General features: G+C 43.8%; 14 protein-coding genes and 1 pseudogene. 3 read left to right on the plus strand and 12 right to left on the minus strand.

The features are described 5' to 3' along the window. Positions 1-17 precede the first annotated feature (17 nt). From IGI86_RS10905 to IGI86_RS10930, 6 genes and pseudogenes are all read right to left on the minus strand, one after another. Complete coding sequence (locus IGI86_RS10905) at positions 18-290, minus strand: GNAT family N-acetyltransferase (protein ID WP_005234932.1); 273 nt, start codon at positions 288-290, stop codon at positions 18-20. Continuing rightward, positions 278-556 (minus strand): (4Fe-4S)-binding protein, encoded by a 279-nt coding sequence (locus IGI86_RS10910; protein WP_430617276.1) that lies wholly within the window; start codon positions 554-556, stop codon positions 278-280. Before IGI86_RS10910 ends, IGI86_RS10905 begins: the two co-directional genes overlap by 13 nt. Before the next feature lie 190 nt (positions 557-746). Further along, positions 747-2,939, minus strand: coding sequence for an alpha-galactosidase (locus IGI86_RS10915; RefSeq protein ID WP_430617277.1), 2,193 nt, complete (start codon positions 2,937-2,939; stop codon positions 747-749). A 40-nt stretch (positions 2,940-2,979) separates the two neighbouring features. After that, positions 2,980-3,795: pseudogene (locus IGI86_RS10920) on the minus strand (carbohydrate ABC transporter permease); the annotation flags it as partial. A 2-nt stretch (positions 3,796-3,797) separates the two neighbouring features. Continuing rightward, positions 3,798-4,673: a carbohydrate ABC transporter permease gene (locus tag IGI86_RS10925; RefSeq protein ID WP_005225588.1), complete on the minus strand. Its 876-nt coding sequence runs from the start codon at positions 4,671-4,673 to the stop codon at positions 3,798-3,800. A 61-nt stretch (positions 4,674-4,734) separates the two neighbouring features. Continuing rightward, positions 4,735-6,024, minus strand: coding sequence for an ABC transporter substrate-binding protein (locus IGI86_RS10930; RefSeq protein ID WP_087664915.1), 1,290 nt, complete (start codon positions 6,022-6,024; stop codon positions 4,735-4,737). A gap of 168 nt (positions 6,025-6,192) precedes the next feature. Here IGI86_RS10930 and IGI86_RS10935 point away from each other — a divergent pair, with 168 nt between their 5' ends. Both IGI86_RS10935 and IGI86_RS10940 read left to right on the plus strand, forming a co-directional pair. After that, entirely contained in the window at positions 6,193-7,716 is a 1,524-nt protein-coding gene (locus tag IGI86_RS10935) for a response regulator transcription factor (RefSeq protein WP_430617279.1), read from the plus strand. Further along, the gene (locus IGI86_RS10940) at positions 7,713-9,416 is read left to right on the plus strand and encodes a sensor histidine kinase (RefSeq protein ID WP_430617280.1); all 1,704 of its coding nucleotides are present in this window, start codon (positions 7,713-7,715) and stop codon (positions 9,414-9,416) included. The genes IGI86_RS10935 and IGI86_RS10940 overlap by 4 nt, the downstream gene beginning before the upstream one ends. 106 nt (positions 9,417-9,522) lie before the next feature. Here IGI86_RS10940 and IGI86_RS10945 read toward each other — a convergent pair whose 3' ends face one another. The 6 genes from IGI86_RS10945 to IGI86_RS10970 form a co-directional block, all read right to left on the minus strand. Next, positions 9,523-10,950, minus strand: coding sequence for a 6-phospho-beta-glucosidase (locus IGI86_RS10945; RefSeq protein ID WP_430617281.1), 1,428 nt, complete (start codon positions 10,948-10,950; stop codon positions 9,523-9,525). 16 nt (positions 10,951-10,966) lie between these two features. Further along, complete coding sequence (locus IGI86_RS10950) at positions 10,967-12,838, minus strand: beta-glucoside-specific PTS transporter subunit IIABC (RefSeq protein WP_034872284.1); 1,872 nt, start codon at positions 12,836-12,838, stop codon at positions 10,967-10,969. A 116-nt stretch (positions 12,839-12,954) separates the two neighbouring features. Next, positions 12,955-13,791: a BglG family transcription antiterminator LicT gene (gene licT / locus IGI86_RS10955; protein ID WP_010747835.1), complete on the minus strand. Its 837-nt coding sequence runs from the start codon at positions 13,789-13,791 to the stop codon at positions 12,955-12,957. 227 nt (positions 13,792-14,018) lie between these two features. Next, positions 14,019-15,065 carry a hypothetical protein gene (locus IGI86_RS10960; protein WP_430617282.1) on the minus strand — a complete coding sequence of 349 codons (1,047 nt, stop codon included), beginning with the start codon at positions 15,063-15,065 and terminating at the stop codon, positions 14,019-14,021. A 349-nt stretch (positions 15,066-15,414) separates the two neighbouring features. After that, positions 15,415-16,524 carry an NADH-dependent flavin oxidoreductase gene (locus tag IGI86_RS10965; RefSeq protein ID WP_086296968.1) on the minus strand — a complete coding sequence of 370 codons (1,110 nt, stop codon included), beginning with the start codon at positions 16,522-16,524 and terminating at the stop codon, positions 15,415-15,417. A gap of 171 nt (positions 16,525-16,695) precedes the next feature. Further along, entirely contained in the window at positions 16,696-17,067 is a 372-nt protein-coding gene (locus IGI86_RS10970; protein ID WP_016613534.1) for a MarR family winged helix-turn-helix transcriptional regulator, read from the minus strand. Positions 17,068-17,388: 321 nt separating this feature from the next. Here IGI86_RS10970 and IGI86_RS10975 point away from each other — a divergent pair, with 321 nt between their 5' ends. After that, positions 17,389-18,048: a hypothetical protein gene (locus IGI86_RS10975; RefSeq protein WP_086316370.1), complete on the plus strand. Its 660-nt coding sequence runs from the start codon at positions 17,389-17,391 to the stop codon at positions 18,046-18,048. The last annotated feature ends 11 nt before the right edge of the window (positions 18,049-18,059 follow it).

The raw sequence follows: 18,059 nt of genomic DNA on the forward strand, positions 1-18,059 counted from the left end.
GGGTTGTTTTGGTTGATTTATTGGTTCCAAACATCGGCATATTCTGGTTTGCGTTCAAATTCTTTTTTGGCAAAGGGACACAAAGGAATGATTTTCTTTTGTTCTTTGCGGGCTTTTTCCACCCCTTTTGCCACTAATTTTTCGGCGAGTCCTTGTCCCCGATAAGCAGGATCGACAAAGGTATGATCAATGATCATACGCGTTTCACCGGCTTTTGACCACGTCATTTCACCAATTTCTTTATCACCGTCTTTTAACACAAATCGAGCATTTTCTTCTAAGATTTCCATGATTGTTCCTCCTTTAACACATACTTTAATGCACCGCTTGGACAGGTATGGATCACTTGTGCCGCTTGGGCTGCTTCCCCATTATCAGGAATCACCCAGGGACGCCGTCCAACTTCAAAAATGGCGGGATTGCCCCGCACACAATTACCGCTGTGGGTGCAGATCTCTTTGCTGTAATAAATATCGATCGCTTCACCACGATACTTCCGATATCCTGCAGCAATCAACCCTTCTTCTGTTTCATTCGCTAGTGGCTGTTCGTCCATGTTGAACACCCTCCTCTTACTGATTGTCAGAAGCAAACTGCCTGCCTCCTCCTTCATCATACGACTTCTCGAGAAAAAAATAAATCATTTGTTCTAAAATAGCCTCTCAGTTGCCGATCATTAGCCAAAAGCTTACGGCAGCACAATAAAGCGTCCCGTCAAAACATGCTGCTTTGACGGGACGCTTTTTTCATTCGTGGGGCACTTTTGCAACAAAATGAAACCGCTGCGTGGCGTAATCCCCGGCTAAATGAGGATCGATATATAACCCGAGTTGCATCAATTCATCGCCACCGAAGTTCTCTCCCCCACTTTGATAGGTGAGGTCAGGATCAAGACCAGCCAGCTTTAAAGTAACCAATGGTGCAGAGGCTTCAGCTAAAACTCGGAAGTAAAAGACGATCGCTTCTTTTTTATCCTGAGAAACATACAGCCAGGCGGCGTCATTGCCTTCATAAGGGCTGAGCAGTCGAACAAAGCGGCCCAACTGCAGCAGGCGCCGATGTTTTTTATAAAAAGTGATTTGTTCTTTGATTTGCGCTTTTTCTTCTTCTGTCAGCTGTGTTAAGTCAAGCTCATAGCCCAGCAAGCCAGACATCGCAGCATTGCCGCGAATCGCTAGATCCGTTGCCCGTTGGGTCTGATGGTTCGGGATCGCTGAGACATGTGCCCCCATGGTGGATGGCGGATAGGCCAGACTGGTTCCGTACTGGATCTTCAAGCGGGCGATGGCGTCGGTGTTGTCGCTGGTCCAAATCTGCGGCATATAATACAAGAAACCGGCATCAAAGCGCCCGCCACCGCCAGAACAGCCTTCAAACAGGATCGTCGGATAGGCAGTGGTCAGTTTCTCGAGGAACTCGTACAAGCCCAGCAGATAGCGATGCGCGACCTCCCCTTGCTGGGCAGGATCGAGGAGCAAGGAATAGACATCCGACAGACTGCGGTTCATGTCCCATTTGATATAGTCGATGGCAACCGTATCAAACAGTTGGGATAATTGCTGATAGAGATGGTCTCTGACATCTTGTCGAGAAAAGTCCAACACATACTGACTGCGGCTAAGCGCTGGCTTGCGATTGGGTACTTGTAACAGCCAATCAGGGTGCTGTCGGTTTAGTTCACTGTCACCAGAAATCATTTCTGGTTCCAGCCAAAGCCCGAATTGCAGCCCTTTGTCATGGACTTTTTGGGCAAATCCTGCCAAGCCAGAAGCTAGCTTGCCTTCGTTTTCAAACCAATCGCCTAATGAGGTTTGGTCATCTTCTCGCTGACCAAACCAGCCGTCATCCAAAACAAACAGTTCGATTCCCAGCTCCTTCGCTTCATCAACGAGGGCATCCAGTTTTTCTTCATTGAAATCAAAGTACGTTGCTTCCCAGTTATTGATCAGGATCGGCCGTTCTTGCTTTTTGTATTTGCCCCGAATCAAATGCTCATCATAAAAGTCATGATAGGTGGCTGACAGCTGGTTCAAGCCAGCCTCACTATAAGCAATCACGGCTTCTGGGGCTTGAAAGCTTTCAGTTGGCGGCAATTGCCAGGCAAATTGATGGCTGTTGATCCCCATTATCACACGAGTCTGATGGTAAGGATCTTTTTCGATGATAATTTCATGGTTGCCACTATACAGCAAACTAAAACCAAAACACTCCCCAGCAAACTCCGTAGCATTAGGTTCCAGTATGACGGCAAAGGGATTTTGCTGATGGCTACTGGAACCACGCTTGCTGTCCAAACGCTTGATGCCGCGATTGATTGGTTCTCGGGTGACTTGGCGTTCTTTCGCCCATGCCCCCGGCAAGTGGATCAAATCAAAGGGACGGTTAGGAAAATCGAGCGCTTGACTCGCCAGCTGCTCGATCGTAACAGGCTGGTTTCCGTGGTTGATTACTTTACTTGAGCGGACGATCACTGCCGCATCCTCGAAAATCGTGTAAAACAGCTGCAGTTCGAGTCCCGTCACATCATCTTTTAAGGACAGAATCAGTGTTTCGATCCCGTCGACGGCACCATGGGTCTGAGGCAATCCTGCTAGGGCGGGTTTGCCTTGTTGAATCTGGTAATCACTAAAGACAAAATGGCTGACTCGGCTACCGTTAGACTGGCGAATCCTATAAGCTGCTTCTCGAAAATCTCCGAAGCCGTTGCCAGGAAATTCCATCATCAAGGTGTCTAATGAGAAAAGTCGGTCGCTGCTGTCTGGGGGATTGGGCGAAAAGGACCGATCAAGACGTGGATAACGATAGCCGCCAGAATAATGAGCGATTTTTTTTCCAAAATAAAGGTGTGCCACATTGCCCCCTTCTTCTATTTGTATGAGATAGCTGATCTGGTCGTTGCTTAAATGAAAGACGTTTAATTGTTTGTCAAAAAGAATCATATCGTACCCTCTACTTTATAATTGTTCGCTGATGCCCCGCTTATTTCACGGATCCCAGCATACCTTGGACAAATTGTTTTTGTAAAACGAAGAAAATGATGGCCGTTGGCAGTGTGGCGATCACAATGCCGCACATCATCATGCCATAATCAGGTGTATAAGAAGCACCCATAGCCGAAAGAACCAGTGGAACGGTCCGTTTGTCTGGTGATTGCAAGGCAACTAATGGCCACAAATAATTGTTCCAGCTGCCCATAAACGTAATGATCGCGGCAGCTGCGTAAGTATTTTTAGCCGTAGGCATGTAGACTCTAAAGAAAATACTCAGTTCATTCAAGCCATCGATCCGAGCAGCTTCGACTAATTCTCTAGGGAATGCCTTGATGTTTTGGCGGAAAAAGAAAATCAAAAAGGCGGTACAGACCGAGGGCAAAATCACGACAGCGAAGGTATTGATCCCGATCGGTGTGCCGCTAAGCTTGCTGAACATCCGATAGAGCGGGATCATTAGCGCGGCAAAAGGCACCATCATCGACAGCAGTAGAATATTAAAGATGCGGTCTTTGGTTTTCGTTCGATAAATCTCAAAGCCATACCCTGCCATGGAGGAGAACAACAGCGCAAAGACGGTCGTAATCACGGCAATCACTGCGGAATTGCCTAATGCCCGAGTAAAATTCAAATCGGAAGAAAAAAGATTTTGGAAGTTGATCACCAATTGATCCCCAATCATGATTTTCCCGGCAACGATATCAAAGGTTTGATTGGTCATCCCTAGAATCATCCAAACAAATGGAAAAATAGAGATGAAAGCCAAAATCGCCAGAAAGACGTATTTTAAAGTGAGTGAGATTGTTTTCAATTTTCTTTTCCTCCTATTTTCGTTTGGATGATCGATAAAATCACGATCGCGATCACAATGACAAAGGAGACCGCAGCGGCATACCCAAAGTTTGGCGTGAATTTGTAACTCAAATTGTAGATATATTGTGACAAGGTCGTCGTGGCATTGGCTGGTCCACCGCCAGTGATATTTTGAACTTCATCGAATAATTGCAGCGTACCGATCGTTGAAGTGATCGTGGTAAATAGGATGATTGGACGCAAGTTGGGAATCGTGATTTTGAAGAATTGATCCCATTTTGAAGCGCCATCGATCTCTGCCGCTTCATAAATACTTGGATCGATATTCTGCATGCCTGAGATGAAAAAGATCATATTGTAGCCGGTCCAACGCCACGTGATGGCAAAAATAATCAGTACTTTTGCCCAAAAAGGATCTGTCAACCATTGGATCGGCGCATCGATCAGATGTAGCTGCGTCAAAAAGTTATTGACTAACCCGTTTGCCGAAAAGAGACTTTTCATGATCAAGGAATAAGAAACCAAGGATGTGATACATGGTAAAAACAAGGCGGTGCGGAACAGCCCTTTAAATTTCAATTTTTTGTCATTCAATATGTTCGATACGATCAACGCCAAAAAGAGCATGATCGGAACTTGGACTAATAAGTATAAAAACGTATTGCCAAAGGCTTTTTTAAAGGTTGAGTCGCTCAACATCCGCTGATAGTTGCCAAGACCGTTAAAGGTCATCGCTGTCGGTGGTCCTGATTGGAATGACGTGAACAATGCCGAGACCATCGGGATAAAGACCAGCATCGTGATCAAAATGACGGGTAAGGTAATAAAGGCGTTGCCGTTTGCAAACCAATTTTTTGTTTTGTTTTTCATTGTAATTCCCCCTTAACACAGAAACTCGCGATCGCTCACGAGTTTCTGCAAAGTTGTTCGATTAGTTTGCAATTTGTGCTTCCACTTGTGATTGTGCTTCTTCTAATACTTTATCGATGTCTTCACCGTTGATCACTCGTTGCAAGCTTTCAGTCAAGACGGATTCAATGGCATAGGTGTGATTGCCGTAGTTCACGGCTGGAATTTCTTGTGACCATTGTGAGAAATCTTGGAAGACTTTTTGACCGCCATAGAAATCAAGACCCGACGTATATTCTTCCGTTTCTTCTGCAGCATTCATGGTTGAAACCAAACCGATCTCGGTAGCTAATGTACCCATCAATTCTTTGTTTGAAGCAAAGGTATTGGCTAAAAAGTCTTTGGCATTTTCTTCGCCGTCAACCCCTTTGATCACGTACCAGCCTGCTCCGCCGATGCTGGAAGCATTGACTGAATTGCTATCGCCAGCGATGGATGGGATCGGAGCGATCGCCCATTTGCCGCTTTGATCTTCAGCGCCTTGAATTGTGCTAGAATACCACGCACCGGTTGGCGCAGACGCAACATTCCCCGATTGAACAGCATTGACCCCGCCATCCCAATCGGAAACTTGTTCAACTAAGCCTTCATTCAACAATGTTGCCAAGACAGTTAGACCGGCTTTGAAGGATTCATTGTCTTTGATGGTCACGGTGGAGCCATCTTCACCGGTATACCATTCGCCTGCCGATTGCATAATGATTCGTGCCAAGCCAAGATCGCTTGGGTCTAACGACATCATAGCGTGACCCGTTTTTTCTTTGACATCTTTGGCAATGCTGATAAAATCATCCCAGGTAATATCTTGGAGATTCGCTTGCTCATAGCCTGCATCGGTCAAATAATCTGTGCGGTAAAATAGTCCTGCGACGCCACTGTCAAATGGCACCCCATAAATGACATCGTCGACTTTATTGACCGCAAATTTATAGCTGGAGAAATCCTCCTCATTCACGATATCCGTTAGATCACTAAACGCATCTGGATAAGAAGAAAGGTACCCTTGGATGCGGTAGTCTTCGATCAAGACGATATTTGGCAGTCCGTCCGTATTTCCTGATGCCAGACTAGTATTTAATTTTTGGACGATATCATCTTGCGACATCGTCACAACTTCCACATCGACATCTTGATTTTCATACACTTTTTTGGCTTCATTGACTGCCTTGATGTTGAAGGTCTCATCCCATGCCCAGACCGTGACTTTGTTTGAGGACTCGCCGGAATCCCCAGAGCTTGTGTTGCTGTTTCCGCAAGCCGCCAAAGTCAGCACTGCAGCCGCCGTTACCATCGATGCAAGTAGTTTTTTCATTTTTATCCCTCTTTCCTTTTATTTACAAGGCTAACTATACACTGATTTTGTAACCGTATTCAATGATTATGAAAGAGCTTACTAAATTTGTCCAAAAATAGAAAAAAGTTACAATACCTTTCTTTTTTGAAAGCGTTTATAATAAAGAAGAGATATAGGGGGGATACCATGACTATTTTACGCACGGTCTTAGTCGTTGATGATGAGGCAACGATCCGAGATGGATTGAAACATATGATACGTTGGGAGCAAGAAGGGTTCCGTCTCTTAGGCGATGCAGCGAACGGGCAAGAAGCATTGGCGCTGATCCATGAGCTAAATCCCGACATCGTGATTACGGATTTGAAAATGCCACAAATGGACGGCCTTCAACTCACAACGATCATTCAACAACAATATCCAGAAGTCCATTTTTTGGTCTTGAGCAGCTACGATGATTTCCAATATGTCAGTCAATCTTTTAGAAATGGTGCCGTAGATTATCTTTTAAAACCGACACTGACACCGACACTCTTGTTGAAGACGCTACACAACATCACACAAAAGCTGTCACATACAAAAGGCTCCGTGACTGAGGAGACGCAGCTGCAAGAATCGTTGAATCGCTATTTAGCAGGGTATGAAGAACCGTTGGCTCCTTTGGCGGACTACCTTGCATTGGGTCAGCCGCAACAGCAAGCCCAAATTTTGACCACCAATTTTAGCGGCTTTCGTGCCAATAATCAGCTGCTACATGCGTTGACAGAATTTACTCAATCACAACCGCAGGTAAAGACGCTCTTTTTTCAAACCAGTAATAAAGATGCCGGCTTAGTGATCAGTTATCCAGAAGGAACGGATGTTTATTCCGCTTTGAAAGAAACGTTGGAACAATTGCGTTTTACCGAGCCGGATGCCTTCTTTACTCTCAGTGTGCCCTTTCGAAAGATTGAACAGTTACGGGATCATTTTGTGACCCTTAAAGCCAAAAGCCAAGGACAATCGTTTTTTTATAAACGCCAACGGTTGGTGCAAGAACACGAACTCTTTTTGTACATCGAAAGTGATCGCTTTGATACTAAGAAATTCTTACGGGCTTTGTTAGACAACAACTTTTTGCTAGGAATCACCAGAATCGAGGAATATTTTAATGACATGATTTTATCCAATGTCGATCCGACATTTTTAAAACAGCAGGCCAGCAGTATTTTTTACACGTTACTCTCCCGCTTGGAAGAAGAATTTCCCACTGCTCCACGCTTTAGCCGCTTAAAAGCTGAATTTTTGCACGCTATCGGTCACGTACAGTATTTGGAAGATTTTTCTGATTTATTGTTAGCGACCATCGATGATATTCGTCAACAGCTGACGACCTTATCACCGCTGGATGAAGATGATCTACTCGTTGCGATCCAGCGCTTTATTCAAGACAACTACACCAAAAGTCTGTCTTTGTCTGAACTGGCTGAAACCTTTCATTTTAGTTACACCTATCTTTCGGCTTTTCTTTCTGCAAAACTGAAAATGAGCTTTTCTGAGTACGTAAAGAAAACCCGCTTGGATAAAGCCAAAGAACTACTGACACAATCTGATCTGAATCTATCTGAAATCAGTGAAGCGGTCGGGTATTCGGATATCAGCTATTTTTCTCGCATCTTTAAGAAAGAATGTCAGGTCACCCCATCGAAGTATCGGCGGTTGAATCAATTATGAAAATCAACCAATGGATTCAGAAAAATGAATTATTCAGTCGGATCTTCCTCTTTGTTGTCGTCGGGGTCATTAGTGTTTGTCTGCTAACCGTCGTCGTGATCTATGGTCGCTCGAAAGATGCCTATGTTGCTTCGTACCAAAGCTCCAATCAGCTACTTCTGGAAAAAATCCAAGAAGATTATGAGCGTCTGAACGAGAATATCCATCGGATTTTTGACATCGTCGATGAAAGCAAAGCCGTTGAAACATACTTAGAAGGCGACATGAATCAAGGCCGTACGATTTTAGAATTAAACGAGCAATTAAAAGACACCCGCTCTTTGTTTCAAGACATCCCCTCAAATTTAGTGTTGATTGGGGTCAACGGGGGTACTTTTTTTCAAAACGATGCGGTTCGCAATCAATCGGTGGATGATTTTCTCGCCAGTACCTTTATCCAGCAAATCAATGACAATGTCGCCATCAGTCAGTATTATTTCTTGGACCAAGGCTTAAGTACCTCCACCAGCGACTCCCCTGGCTTGATGTACGTGCGCAAATTGATGAAAGAAGAAACGATTTTCGGCTATGCCCTGATTTTCTTAAAGGAATCCGATTTTTCTTCAATTTATCGTCAACTCTTAGATACCAGTCTTCACTCGATCTATATCGTCAATGAACAAAATCAAATTCTCTCCACTTCTGATCCGAGCCTTTTAGGCAAGCCATTTGAGGATCGTCTCATCACGGTCAAAAAAGATACCAGCATCAATCAGCTGCCCCTTTATTCGTATCACTTTACTTTTTACGATGTCTTGGATGAATCGCATCTGGTACGCAATATGAATCTGATTAAACCGGCCCTTTTGATTTCTGTCGTTAGTATTTTACTCTTTAGTCTGCTGGCATTTTGGATCATCCGCAACATCACCCAACCGATTTATCAGCTGATCGCCAAGCTGCCGGCGGTCACGCAAGGCGATTTCAGCGATAAAGTCACCATCAACGGGACGTATGAAACGCGAGAATTGGGGCGTGCCTATAACTTGATGCTGGAGGACTTGGAATCTTATGTCGATCATTTAATGGTTACAGAAGCTGAAAAACGCAAGTTCGAGATTCGTTCACTGCAAATGCAGATCCAACCGCATTTTGTCTACAACACCTTGACTGCTATCAAGTTTTTGATCTGGCAAAACGAGCAAGAGGCCGCCACCCAAGCGATTGAAAGTTTTGTCCAATTGTTGCGGCATACCTTTAACCGCAAAGAGATCGTCCCTTTAAAAGATGAACTAGCGATCGTGGAAGAATACCTCGTTTTAATGAACGTGCGTTATGGCAATCGCATCCAATCGACGATTTTTTCAGAAGATGGCTGTGAAAATATTCTCGTACCGAAAATGATTTTGCAACCGATTATTGAAAATGCCTACTTGCATGCCTTTCCCGAAGAGGATTCAGGATTGATCCAGATTTTTTCTCGTGTCAGTAAGGAAGGCCTGAAAATTGAGATCATCGATACGGGCATCGGGTTCAATGAAGACCACCCAACCAGCTCCGCCAACCATTTTGAACACTATTCGGGTATTGGCTTGGACAATATTGATCAGCGTATCAAGCTGCTCTATGGGGAAAAATACGGATTGACTGTAGAATCACGCATCAACGAAGGAACCACCGTTCGCTTGCTGCTGCCGATCCAGCGGGAGGAAGCAGAATAATTTCTTTCATTAAATAAGAAAAACGCCAACTGAACCAGGCTGCTTCCATGAGCAGTTCTGTTCCGCTGGCGTTTCTTTCCTTAATGATAATCGTTAATTAACTGGCTTAAGCCAAATCTTCCCCATTTGTGGCAATCACTTTTTTGTACCAATAAAAAGATTGCTTCTTGCTGCGGACTAATGTACCATTGCCTTCATTGTCGCGATCGACATAGATATAGCCATAGCGTTTCTTCATTTCTCCGGTTCCTGCAGAGACCAAATCGATACAGCCCCATGAAGTATAGCCCAACAGTTCCACACCGTCTTGGTCAATCGCTTCTTTCATCGCAGCGATATGCGCACGTAGATAGTCGATGCGATACACATCATTGATTTTTCCATCTTCGTTTGGCGTATCCACCGCTCCTAGACCGTTTTCGACGATGAAAAGCGGCTTTTGGTAACGATCATAGAGATCATTCATCGTGATTCGCAAACCAAGCGGATCAATCTGCCAGCCCCATTCTGACGCTTCTAAATACGGATTTTTAATGGTCGGGAACAAGTTGCCTTCCGTTTTCTCAACACCGGAATCTTCTGAAGCAGCAACCCGAGAGGCATAGTATGAAAAGGAAATAAAATCGACGGTATGGGCTTTTAATAAAGCCGCATCTTCGGCGGTTCGTTCCAAAGTGATTCCTTTATCAGCTAGCATCTTCAAACCATAATTTGGATATTCTCCTCGCGATTGCACATCGATAAAGAAATAGTTGCCGCGATCGCTTTTTTTGCTTTCCCAGACATCTTTCGGATTGCAGCTGTAAGGATAATAACTAGCCGCAGCCAGCATACAGCCAACTTTATTTTCTGGATCGATCTCGTGGGCGATTTTTGTTGCCAACGCACTTGCGACTAACTCATGATGAGCAGCTTGGTATTTGACTTGTTCTTCATTTTCGCCTTCAGCAAAGGTCAGCCCTGCACCGAGAAACGGGGCATGCAAGATCATATTGATTTCGTTAAAGGTCAGCCAGTACTTCACCAATCCTTTGTATCGAGTGAAGATCGCTCGACAAAGGTTTTCATAAAAGGTGATCATCTTACGGTTGCGCCAACCGCCATATTCTTTGATCAAATGGATCGGACAGTCAAAATGCGTGATCGTCACCAAGGGCTCGATTTGGTATTTACGGCACTCTAAAAAAAGTTCTTCATAAAAGCGCAAGCCTTCTTCATTAGGGGTTTCTTCATCCCCCTTCGGAAAAATTCTTGACCAAGCAATCGATAAACGATAGGTTTTAAAGCCCATCTCCGCAAACAAGGCGATATCTTCTCTGAAATGATGGTACATATCGATCGCTTCTTTGGCTGGATAGAAATACCCTTCTTCAAAGGCAAGCATCTCACGCTTTCCGGTAATAACTGCTCGGCGGTCCTTGCCAGTCGGAATTACATCGACATTGGCAAGCCCACGCCCGCCTTGATCAAACCCGCCTTCACATTGATTGGCGGCTGTTGCACCGCCCCATAAAAAGTTTTTTGGAAATCCCATGTCTTATTCTCCTTTTTTAGCCGATCACTTTGATGATTTGATCGCCAAACGTAATCGGGCCACTGTTAGCCGTCAAAATGTCCCCCACTTCAGTACTGTTGGTGATAACGATCGGCGTGATTACTGGGTAGCCTTTTTCTTTGATAAATTCAATATCAAACGTAATCAATGGATCCCCGACTGATACTTTTTGCCCTTTTTCTGCTTGATAGGCATAGCCTTCGCCATTCAATTGCACCGTATCGATCCCCACGTGGATCAACAGCTCAATGCCTTCCTCACTAGTCAAGCCAATGGCATGTTTGGAATCAAAGACTGCTGTGACAGTCCCGTTTACTGGAGCTAGCACTTCTCCGACGGTTGGCTCAATCGCTACCCCTTGGCCAAGAATCTCTTCCGAAAACATGCCGTCATTGACTGCTTGCAAGCTTTTTAGTTCCCCTTTTAAAGGTGCTTTGATCTCTGCGCCGCTGATTTGATGTGCGGGTTCTTGCGCTTTGTCTGCCGGTGTTGCTTCAGGTGCTTCTTCTGTGACAGGGTCTTTGTATAAGAATAATGTCGCAATAAATGTGATCACGATACTGATTGCCGCACCGATACAAGCATTGGTCAAATGACGTAAGGTGTCATCGCCGATATAACTTGGCAAAGTCAACAGGCCTGGTGATCCGCCTGAGAAATTGCGGACACGCATGATCCCCATAAATAGACCACCAAATCCGCCACCGATCATTGCTGCATACAAGGGTGTTTTAAACCGCAAATTGACCCCATACAACGCCGGTTCAGTAATGCCGAATAGCCCAGTCAGACCAGCAGAAAATGCCAGTTGTTTGATCGTAGAATCTTTTGATTTAAAACCAACGCCGATAGCTGCAGCTCCCTGACTGACGTTTGAAGCCAGCATGCCAGGGTAGATCACTGTGTCATAACCTGTGGTCATCCGGTTGTTGATACCGATAGGAACCAATCCATAGTGGGTACCAGTTGCCACGAACAATGGTGTGAAGGCACCAATCAGTAATGGAACGATCCATGGGCTAACCGTTTCTAAGGCTTGGATCCCTGTAGAGATCGCTTCACTGATCATGTAGCCTAGAGGGCCTAAAGCAACTAATGCGACTGTCCCTACGACGAAGATCGTTAGCAACGGTTTGCTGAAGAATTTGATTGCTTTTGGCGAGACTTTATCGGCGATCGGTTCAACGTAAGACATGAACCAAACACTCAAGATGATTGGGATAACCGATGATGAATAACTCACTGGTGAAATCGGCAAGCCGAATAAATGGATGCCGCCGCCTGCCTCATTGACTGCTGTCACCATCGCGATAAAGTTCGGATGGAGTAAAATGCCCCCCACCATCATAGCTAAGTACATATTGGCTTTGAATTTTTGTGCAGAAGAAGCAGCCAGTAAAATTGGCAAGAAGTAGAACGCCGCATCCGCCATAAAGTTTAATATTTGGTAACTTTGACTCTCTGCCGTCAAGACATTGAAGACCACTAGCAATGAAAGAACCGCTTTTAGCATCCCAGCTGCCGTGATGGCTGGTAATATTGGAGTGAAGATCCCGGTGATCGTATCGATGACTTTCGCAACACGTCCGCGATCGTCTTCTACTGTTTCTTGGTCACTAGTCAAATTGGTTTGGGCAGTGATTTCGTTGTAGACATTGCCAACATCACTGCCGATGATTACTTGGTATTGCCCACCTTTATTGACCACACCCATGATCCCTGGTGTATGTTTTAAAGTACTTTCTTGGGGTTTGCTATCATCTTTCAAGTTGAAGCGCAAGCGTGTCGCACAATGGGTCAAGCTTTGGATATTTTCTTCCCCACCAACATTGGTGATGATCGTTTTTGCTAACTCTTTGTAATTCATGTCGTTCCTCCTATTTTGGTCTTTCGCTTGTTTTTTGTGTGTCAAACCATAAAAAAATACCTAAACAAACCCCTTGGGAGTTCATTTAGGTATAGCCTGCCAATCCAGTAACAATCCTAAGCACTTGTTATTCGTTTGATGTGTATAGTTAAATAGATCAATTCGTCTTCTTCTAACGGTCTACCGAATTCTTTGTTGATGTAGTCACTGATTTTCAACGCACACGCATATTCCTTCATGTAGCGGTCTTTCAACATAAAAATAAAACTGCCGGTTCCTGCATCATCGAGCTTTGTACCGCTGAATAAGCGCTGGACAAAAAATTTCAAATGGGTCACAAAGCGTTCGTAGTTCAATGAATACTCATCAAGCTCCATTGAAAAATGATATTTAACGATGTTTAGGATATGCTGAATGATCTTCGCCATTTCCGATACTTGACTGACCTGCGCCATATCCAACTCAGCATTGACGATGTGCAATGCAATGAAGCCGGCTTCATCTTCTGGCAGCTCGATCGCCAAGCGATTTTTGATGATCGATAACGCTTCTTTGCCAATGAGGTATTCATGGTTATAAAAACGCTTAATTTCCCATAGCAAGGCATTTTTGATTTCCATGCCGTTTTGATAGCGCTCGATAGCATAATTGATATGATCGGTCAGCGTCAGAAACAATTTTTCGCTCAACTTTTTCCCAAGGGAAACTTTTGCAAAACTGATGATCTCATTCGCTGCTTGAATATGTTCGATAGGGATAGAAGAAAGTAATTGGGTTAGTTTTGTGACATTCCACTCTTGTGTACTGAGATAGACTTTTTCAATCTTGGTATCGTCGATCACATCGCCTGGCTTTTTCTTAAAGCCTAAGCCTTTGCCCATGACGACCAATTCTTGTTTTTCCTCATTCTCAGAAATCACAATGTTGTTATTGATCACTTTTGTTACGTTCATTTTAACGACCCTATTCTTCTTTAGATTTCTTCACACAAAAAAATAGGTATAGCCCGCCTAAAGCGGTAACAATCCTCAGAGCCAGTGTAGCATGAGAAAAATCACTCGTCAATGGGGATTTTTAACCGCTTGTTTAAAAGCAGAAAACAGCGCTGCTGCCATTTGAGTCTTTGGCAGAACGCTGTTCAATGGTTTATGGATCACTAACTCTCTTTGTGAGAGATGAATTAGATACGATTTTCGTGGTCAGCAGTTTTGACTAAGTTTGCACCCACCATACCACCGATTGACGTAAGAACGAGTCCTAAGACCATTGCCACAAAGCCCCAAATGGATGCTTTGGCTGTTGCATCACTTGCTTCTTCCGCTTTTTGACGAGCGTCTTCCACTGCTTGGTCAATGTCTTGTTTGGCTTGTTCAAGATTTTGTTGTGCATTTTCGATTTGTTTTTGCGCTTCATCAGAAGCATCTTGTAAGCCGTTCACGATATTGTTCGTTGCTTCTTCCGCTTCTTGTTGGCTTAGATCTGTGTTTTGAGCCACTGCATTTGAGATTGCTTCTTTATCGACTGAATCACCGATCGTTGTAGCACGATCTTGTAATTTGCTTGCTAAATCATCAATGATTTTATCAGCATCATTTGGATTGGTTGCAATGTCTTTGCCGGCATATTTGATGTCATTCGTCGCATCAGACAATTGATTTTGCAAGTAGTCTGGTTGCAATTCAGGAACATCGGTATCTTGTAAAACATCATTGACATTCGCTTGTAATTCATCTGTATTGACGTCTTCCATGTTTCCTGTTATTTCATCGAAGGCTTTTGAAGCGACATCGCCAGCACCTGAGGCAACTGTTTCAACGCCACTGCCAACAGCAGAAGCAACGTTTCCTAAAAGTGAACCGACTACAGAAAATGCACCGATCGTTAAGTAAGAGAGCATAACCATCATCACGATCATACTAGTTGCCCATGTTAAGAAACCATGAACCAATCCAACACGTCGAGCCGCCACACCTGAAACAAAACCTGCACCGAATAATGCCAAGACAAAGGTAATGACTGTCCAAATCAATAATCCTGTACCCACACCATCTAATGGATTATTTGATGTTGGTTCCACCAAACCAAAACCGATTGCTGAGCCGATCATTGACAGTGTCATGAACAATGCGATAAATGTTACGACCCCTGCAAAGATAGAACCCCAAGACAAATTATAGCCTGCCTCCCGCTCATCTGAACCTAAATAATTTCTGAATCCTTTTTTCATCATTACATCCCCTTTTTGTTTTTTTAACCTGTATTCAGTCTAACAACTGATTGTTTTTTTATCAATCAACTCGACTTGCGCTATCTTTTTGTAAGAAAAATGAATGATTCTGAATTGTTTGACTATTTATTAAAATAAAACAAAAATTCATTCATGTATTTTAACTAAAAAAATCTTTCCACGCTCTTTCTTCCGATCACAGGCTTGTTTCTCACAGTCTTCTGCTGATTCGTCATTTTGAAGCTAGCAGGGTTTCACTAGAGAAAAAACAGCTCTTCTCAATGTGTCACAAATGAGTAGCGATCACAAAAAACCACCTTCGCCCGAGGCAAAGGTGGTTGTCTGCTTATTATTCTTCATTTAGTCGATCTGGCATCATGTTTTCCATAAAACCCCAAACGCCATTTTGTAATACGAGTTCCTCACGTTCGTAAGTAGAAACCGTGGTGCGGATCAACTCATCTTGACCGTCTAAGACTTTTTGTCCCCAATGAGGATCGATCAACAATGCCCGCCCCACTGCAACAAAATCTGCATGTTCTAGCAAGCCCGCGGCATCTTTCGACGTTCGGACATCCCCTACACCAATCAAAGGAACCCGCTGAGCGATTTTTTCATAGACATACGCCAACATCGATTTTTCTTGATACGCTTTTGAAATCGATTTACGGGTATAATCCGCAAGAGAAATGTGCAGATAGTCTAATCCTTTTTCTGCCAGTTGGTCCACTAAGAACAACGTATCTTCAAAGCGAATCCCTGGTTCTTCGAATTCTTCCGGTGAAAACCGATAACCGACGATAAACTCCTTCACACCTGATTGGTCTACTGTTTCCAATACTTCATCGACGAGCTTCTCAATAAAACGATAACGGTTCTCTAGTGAGCCACCCCATTCATCGGATCGACGATTTGAGTGAGGAGAAAAGAATTGTTGAATCAAATACGTATTGGCTCCGTGGAGTTCTACGCCATCAAACCCCGCCTTGATCGCCCGTTCGGTAGCTTTTTTAAAGTTTTCAATAATCGCTAATATCTCATCCACCGTAACTTCTCGGGGAACTTGGGCATTTGGTCGTTCAGCTGCAACCGCGCTGGCGGATATGGGTTGTGTGCCTCGTAGAACTGAGTCATCCGTCATCCGACCGGCATGAAAAATCTGTAAAATGGCTTTGGTCCCATTTGTTTTGATGGTGCTGGCTAATTTGCTTAATCCAGGTAAAAAGGCATCGTCATAAGCGCCTAATTCCCCTTCCCAGCCCTTGCCATCTTCTTGGACATTGGCTGCCGCTGTGATGACTGCTCCGACTTCCCCAGAGCGTAAGCCATAGTAAGCCAACTCATCTTTCGTAATCACCCCATCAAAGAAGGACATCTTGGTCGTCATTGGTGCCATAATGATTCGATTTTTCAACTGTAATCCGCGCTTAAATGTTGCTTTGTCTGTTACATTTCGCATGGGTTTCCCACCTTTTCCATTGGATTCATTTCGCTTTGTAAATCTGACTGGCTTGGTTACCTAAGGAGATCCTTAAAGCAAATCGGTGCATTTTTTTCTCTTTTGCCAAAATATACATGCACATGCATCTATATTACAAAAGAATCAAGGAGAAAACAAGTGAAACCTTCTTTAGTCTAGCATTTCCTCCAAGACTTTTTCAAAAACGACTTTAGAACGCTGCAGTTTCTTTTCCCCTGATTGGGTCAAATCAATATAGATCCCCCGCTTATCCTCTTGACAAGAATGCCGTTCGATCACACCACACAAATTGTCTTCCATGCGCATGATCATGCGTGACATCGCACTTTGACTCAAATCAAAATGGGCGATCAAATCGTTGAGGCGCATGCTATGATTGGGGGTCTTTTCTAAGTAATAAAGCACGTAATACTCATTCAAAGACAGATTGCTTTCTGCTTTGAGGGCTTGTTCCAAGCGAGCTTCGATCGCTTGATGCTGATTCGTGAAGGCTAACCATTGGCCCATCCGTTCTTTTTCCATCCTCTTCACCACCCCATTCTCCTATACCAAGGTATTTTAATCTAGATCCCTGCGTTACGCAAGCCGCCAGAAAGATTCGCCACTATGGCTGAAACTTTATTATACAAAACTAGCCAGCTGCTGCGGACGTTAATGAATATTTTATGATAGAATTGACGAAAAATTCAGCAAAAACTTCCTATTCTTTTTCAGTGTTCTGGATTACAATATCTTTAACATTAAAGAATATTTAAACGCTATGTCAGCAAAATTGTGCATTCCGACACAATAGTTTGTTTGTTTTAGATGCTTTAGTATTCTAAGGAAAGGATGAAGTAAACAATGAAAAAAACATTTTCTTTGATTGGCACACTGACGCTCGTCAGTTTGGGGCTTTTGACAGGCTGTAACAACGAAAAAGATACCGCGCAATCAACAAGCGAGCTAAGTCAGAGTCGTGTGTCTACTGAAAGCAAACAAAGCACGACGGCGCAAACGACTGAAAGCAGCTCCTTAGCGTCAAGCTCCACTTCAAAAACTTCAACCACAAGCCAGCAATCGACGGATCACTCTGACGCAACGCAAACAACAGCAAGCTCAGTATCCACCAATGAGTTTCCATATGCCGTTGATCTTTCCCAATATGGCCCTTCACTGACTTTTTATTTCCATGGCGTCAATGTACCAGATGCTGTCACGATTCAAAATACGAGCCCATTGATCATTTCGATCGGCGACAGCGCAAGCTATGAAGCACAAGTCGATACGATCGCAACAAAAGAGATTCGCGTGTTTTCTGCGAAAAACAATGAGATTCGCACAGTAAAAGTGAACACTCAGTTGACCTTTTCGAAAGGGATCACTTCCAATGGAAATCCTGATTTTAACCAAAACCTGTACCTATTTACAAATAAAGAGGGTGGTCTATCTTTAATCACACCAAATTATGCGGGGAATGTCAGCGATGACCAACGAGATGTGATGTTAGAAGTACTTCAATAAACGAAAAACAG

Source organism: Enterococcus sp. AZ188 (assembly GCF_050544075.1).
GTDB classification, from domain to species: Bacteria; Bacillota; Bacilli; order Lactobacillales; family Enterococcaceae; genus Enterococcus_D; species Enterococcus_D entomosocium.

Bases quoted from the DNA above. Each gene is read 5' to 3' on its own strand.
- IGI86_RS10905 (WP_005234932.1), bottom strand. From the start codon at position 290: ATGGAAATCTTAGAAGAAAATGCTCGATTTGTGTTAAAAGACGGTGAT.
- IGI86_RS10910 (WP_430617276.1), bottom strand. From the start codon at position 556: ATGGACGAACAGCCACTAGCGAATGAAACAGAAGAAGGGTTGATTGCT.
- IGI86_RS10915 (WP_430617277.1), bottom strand. From the start codon at position 2,939: ATGATTCTTTTTGACAAACAATTAAACGTCTTTCATTTAAGCAACGAC.
- IGI86_RS10925 (WP_005225588.1), bottom strand. From the start codon at position 4,673: ATGAAAAACAAAACAAAAAATTGGTTTGCAAACGGCAACGCCTTTATT.
- IGI86_RS10930 (WP_087664915.1), bottom strand. From the start codon at position 6,024: ATGAAAAAACTACTTGCATCGATGGTAACGGCGGCTGCAGTGCTGACT.
- IGI86_RS10935 (WP_430617279.1), top strand. From the start codon at position 6,193: ATGACTATTTTACGCACGGTCTTAGTCGTTGATGATGAGGCAACGATC.
- IGI86_RS10940 (WP_430617280.1), top strand. From the start codon at position 7,713: ATGAAAATCAACCAATGGATTCAGAAAAATGAATTATTCAGTCGGATC.
- IGI86_RS10945 (WP_430617281.1), bottom strand. From the start codon at position 10,950: ATGGGATTTCCAAAAAACTTTTTATGGGGCGGTGCAACAGCCGCCAAT.
- IGI86_RS10950 (WP_034872284.1), bottom strand. From the start codon at position 12,838: ATGAATTACAAAGAGTTAGCAAAAACGATCATCACCAATGTTGGTGGG.
- licT (WP_010747835.1), bottom strand. From the start codon at position 13,791: ATGAACGTAACAAAAGTGATCAATAACAACATTGTGATTTCTGAGAAT.
- IGI86_RS10960 (WP_430617282.1), bottom strand. From the start codon at position 15,065: ATGAAAAAAGGATTCAGAAATTATTTAGGTTCAGATGAGCGGGAGGCA.
- IGI86_RS10965 (WP_086296968.1), bottom strand. From the start codon at position 16,524: ATGCGAAATGTAACAGACAAAGCAACATTTAAGCGCGGATTACAGTTG.
- IGI86_RS10970 (WP_016613534.1), bottom strand. From the start codon at position 17,067: ATGGAAAAAGAACGGATGGGCCAATGGTTAGCCTTCACGAATCAGCAT.
- IGI86_RS10975 (WP_086316370.1), top strand. From the start codon at position 17,389: ATGAAAAAAACATTTTCTTTGATTGGCACACTGACGCTCGTCAGTTTG.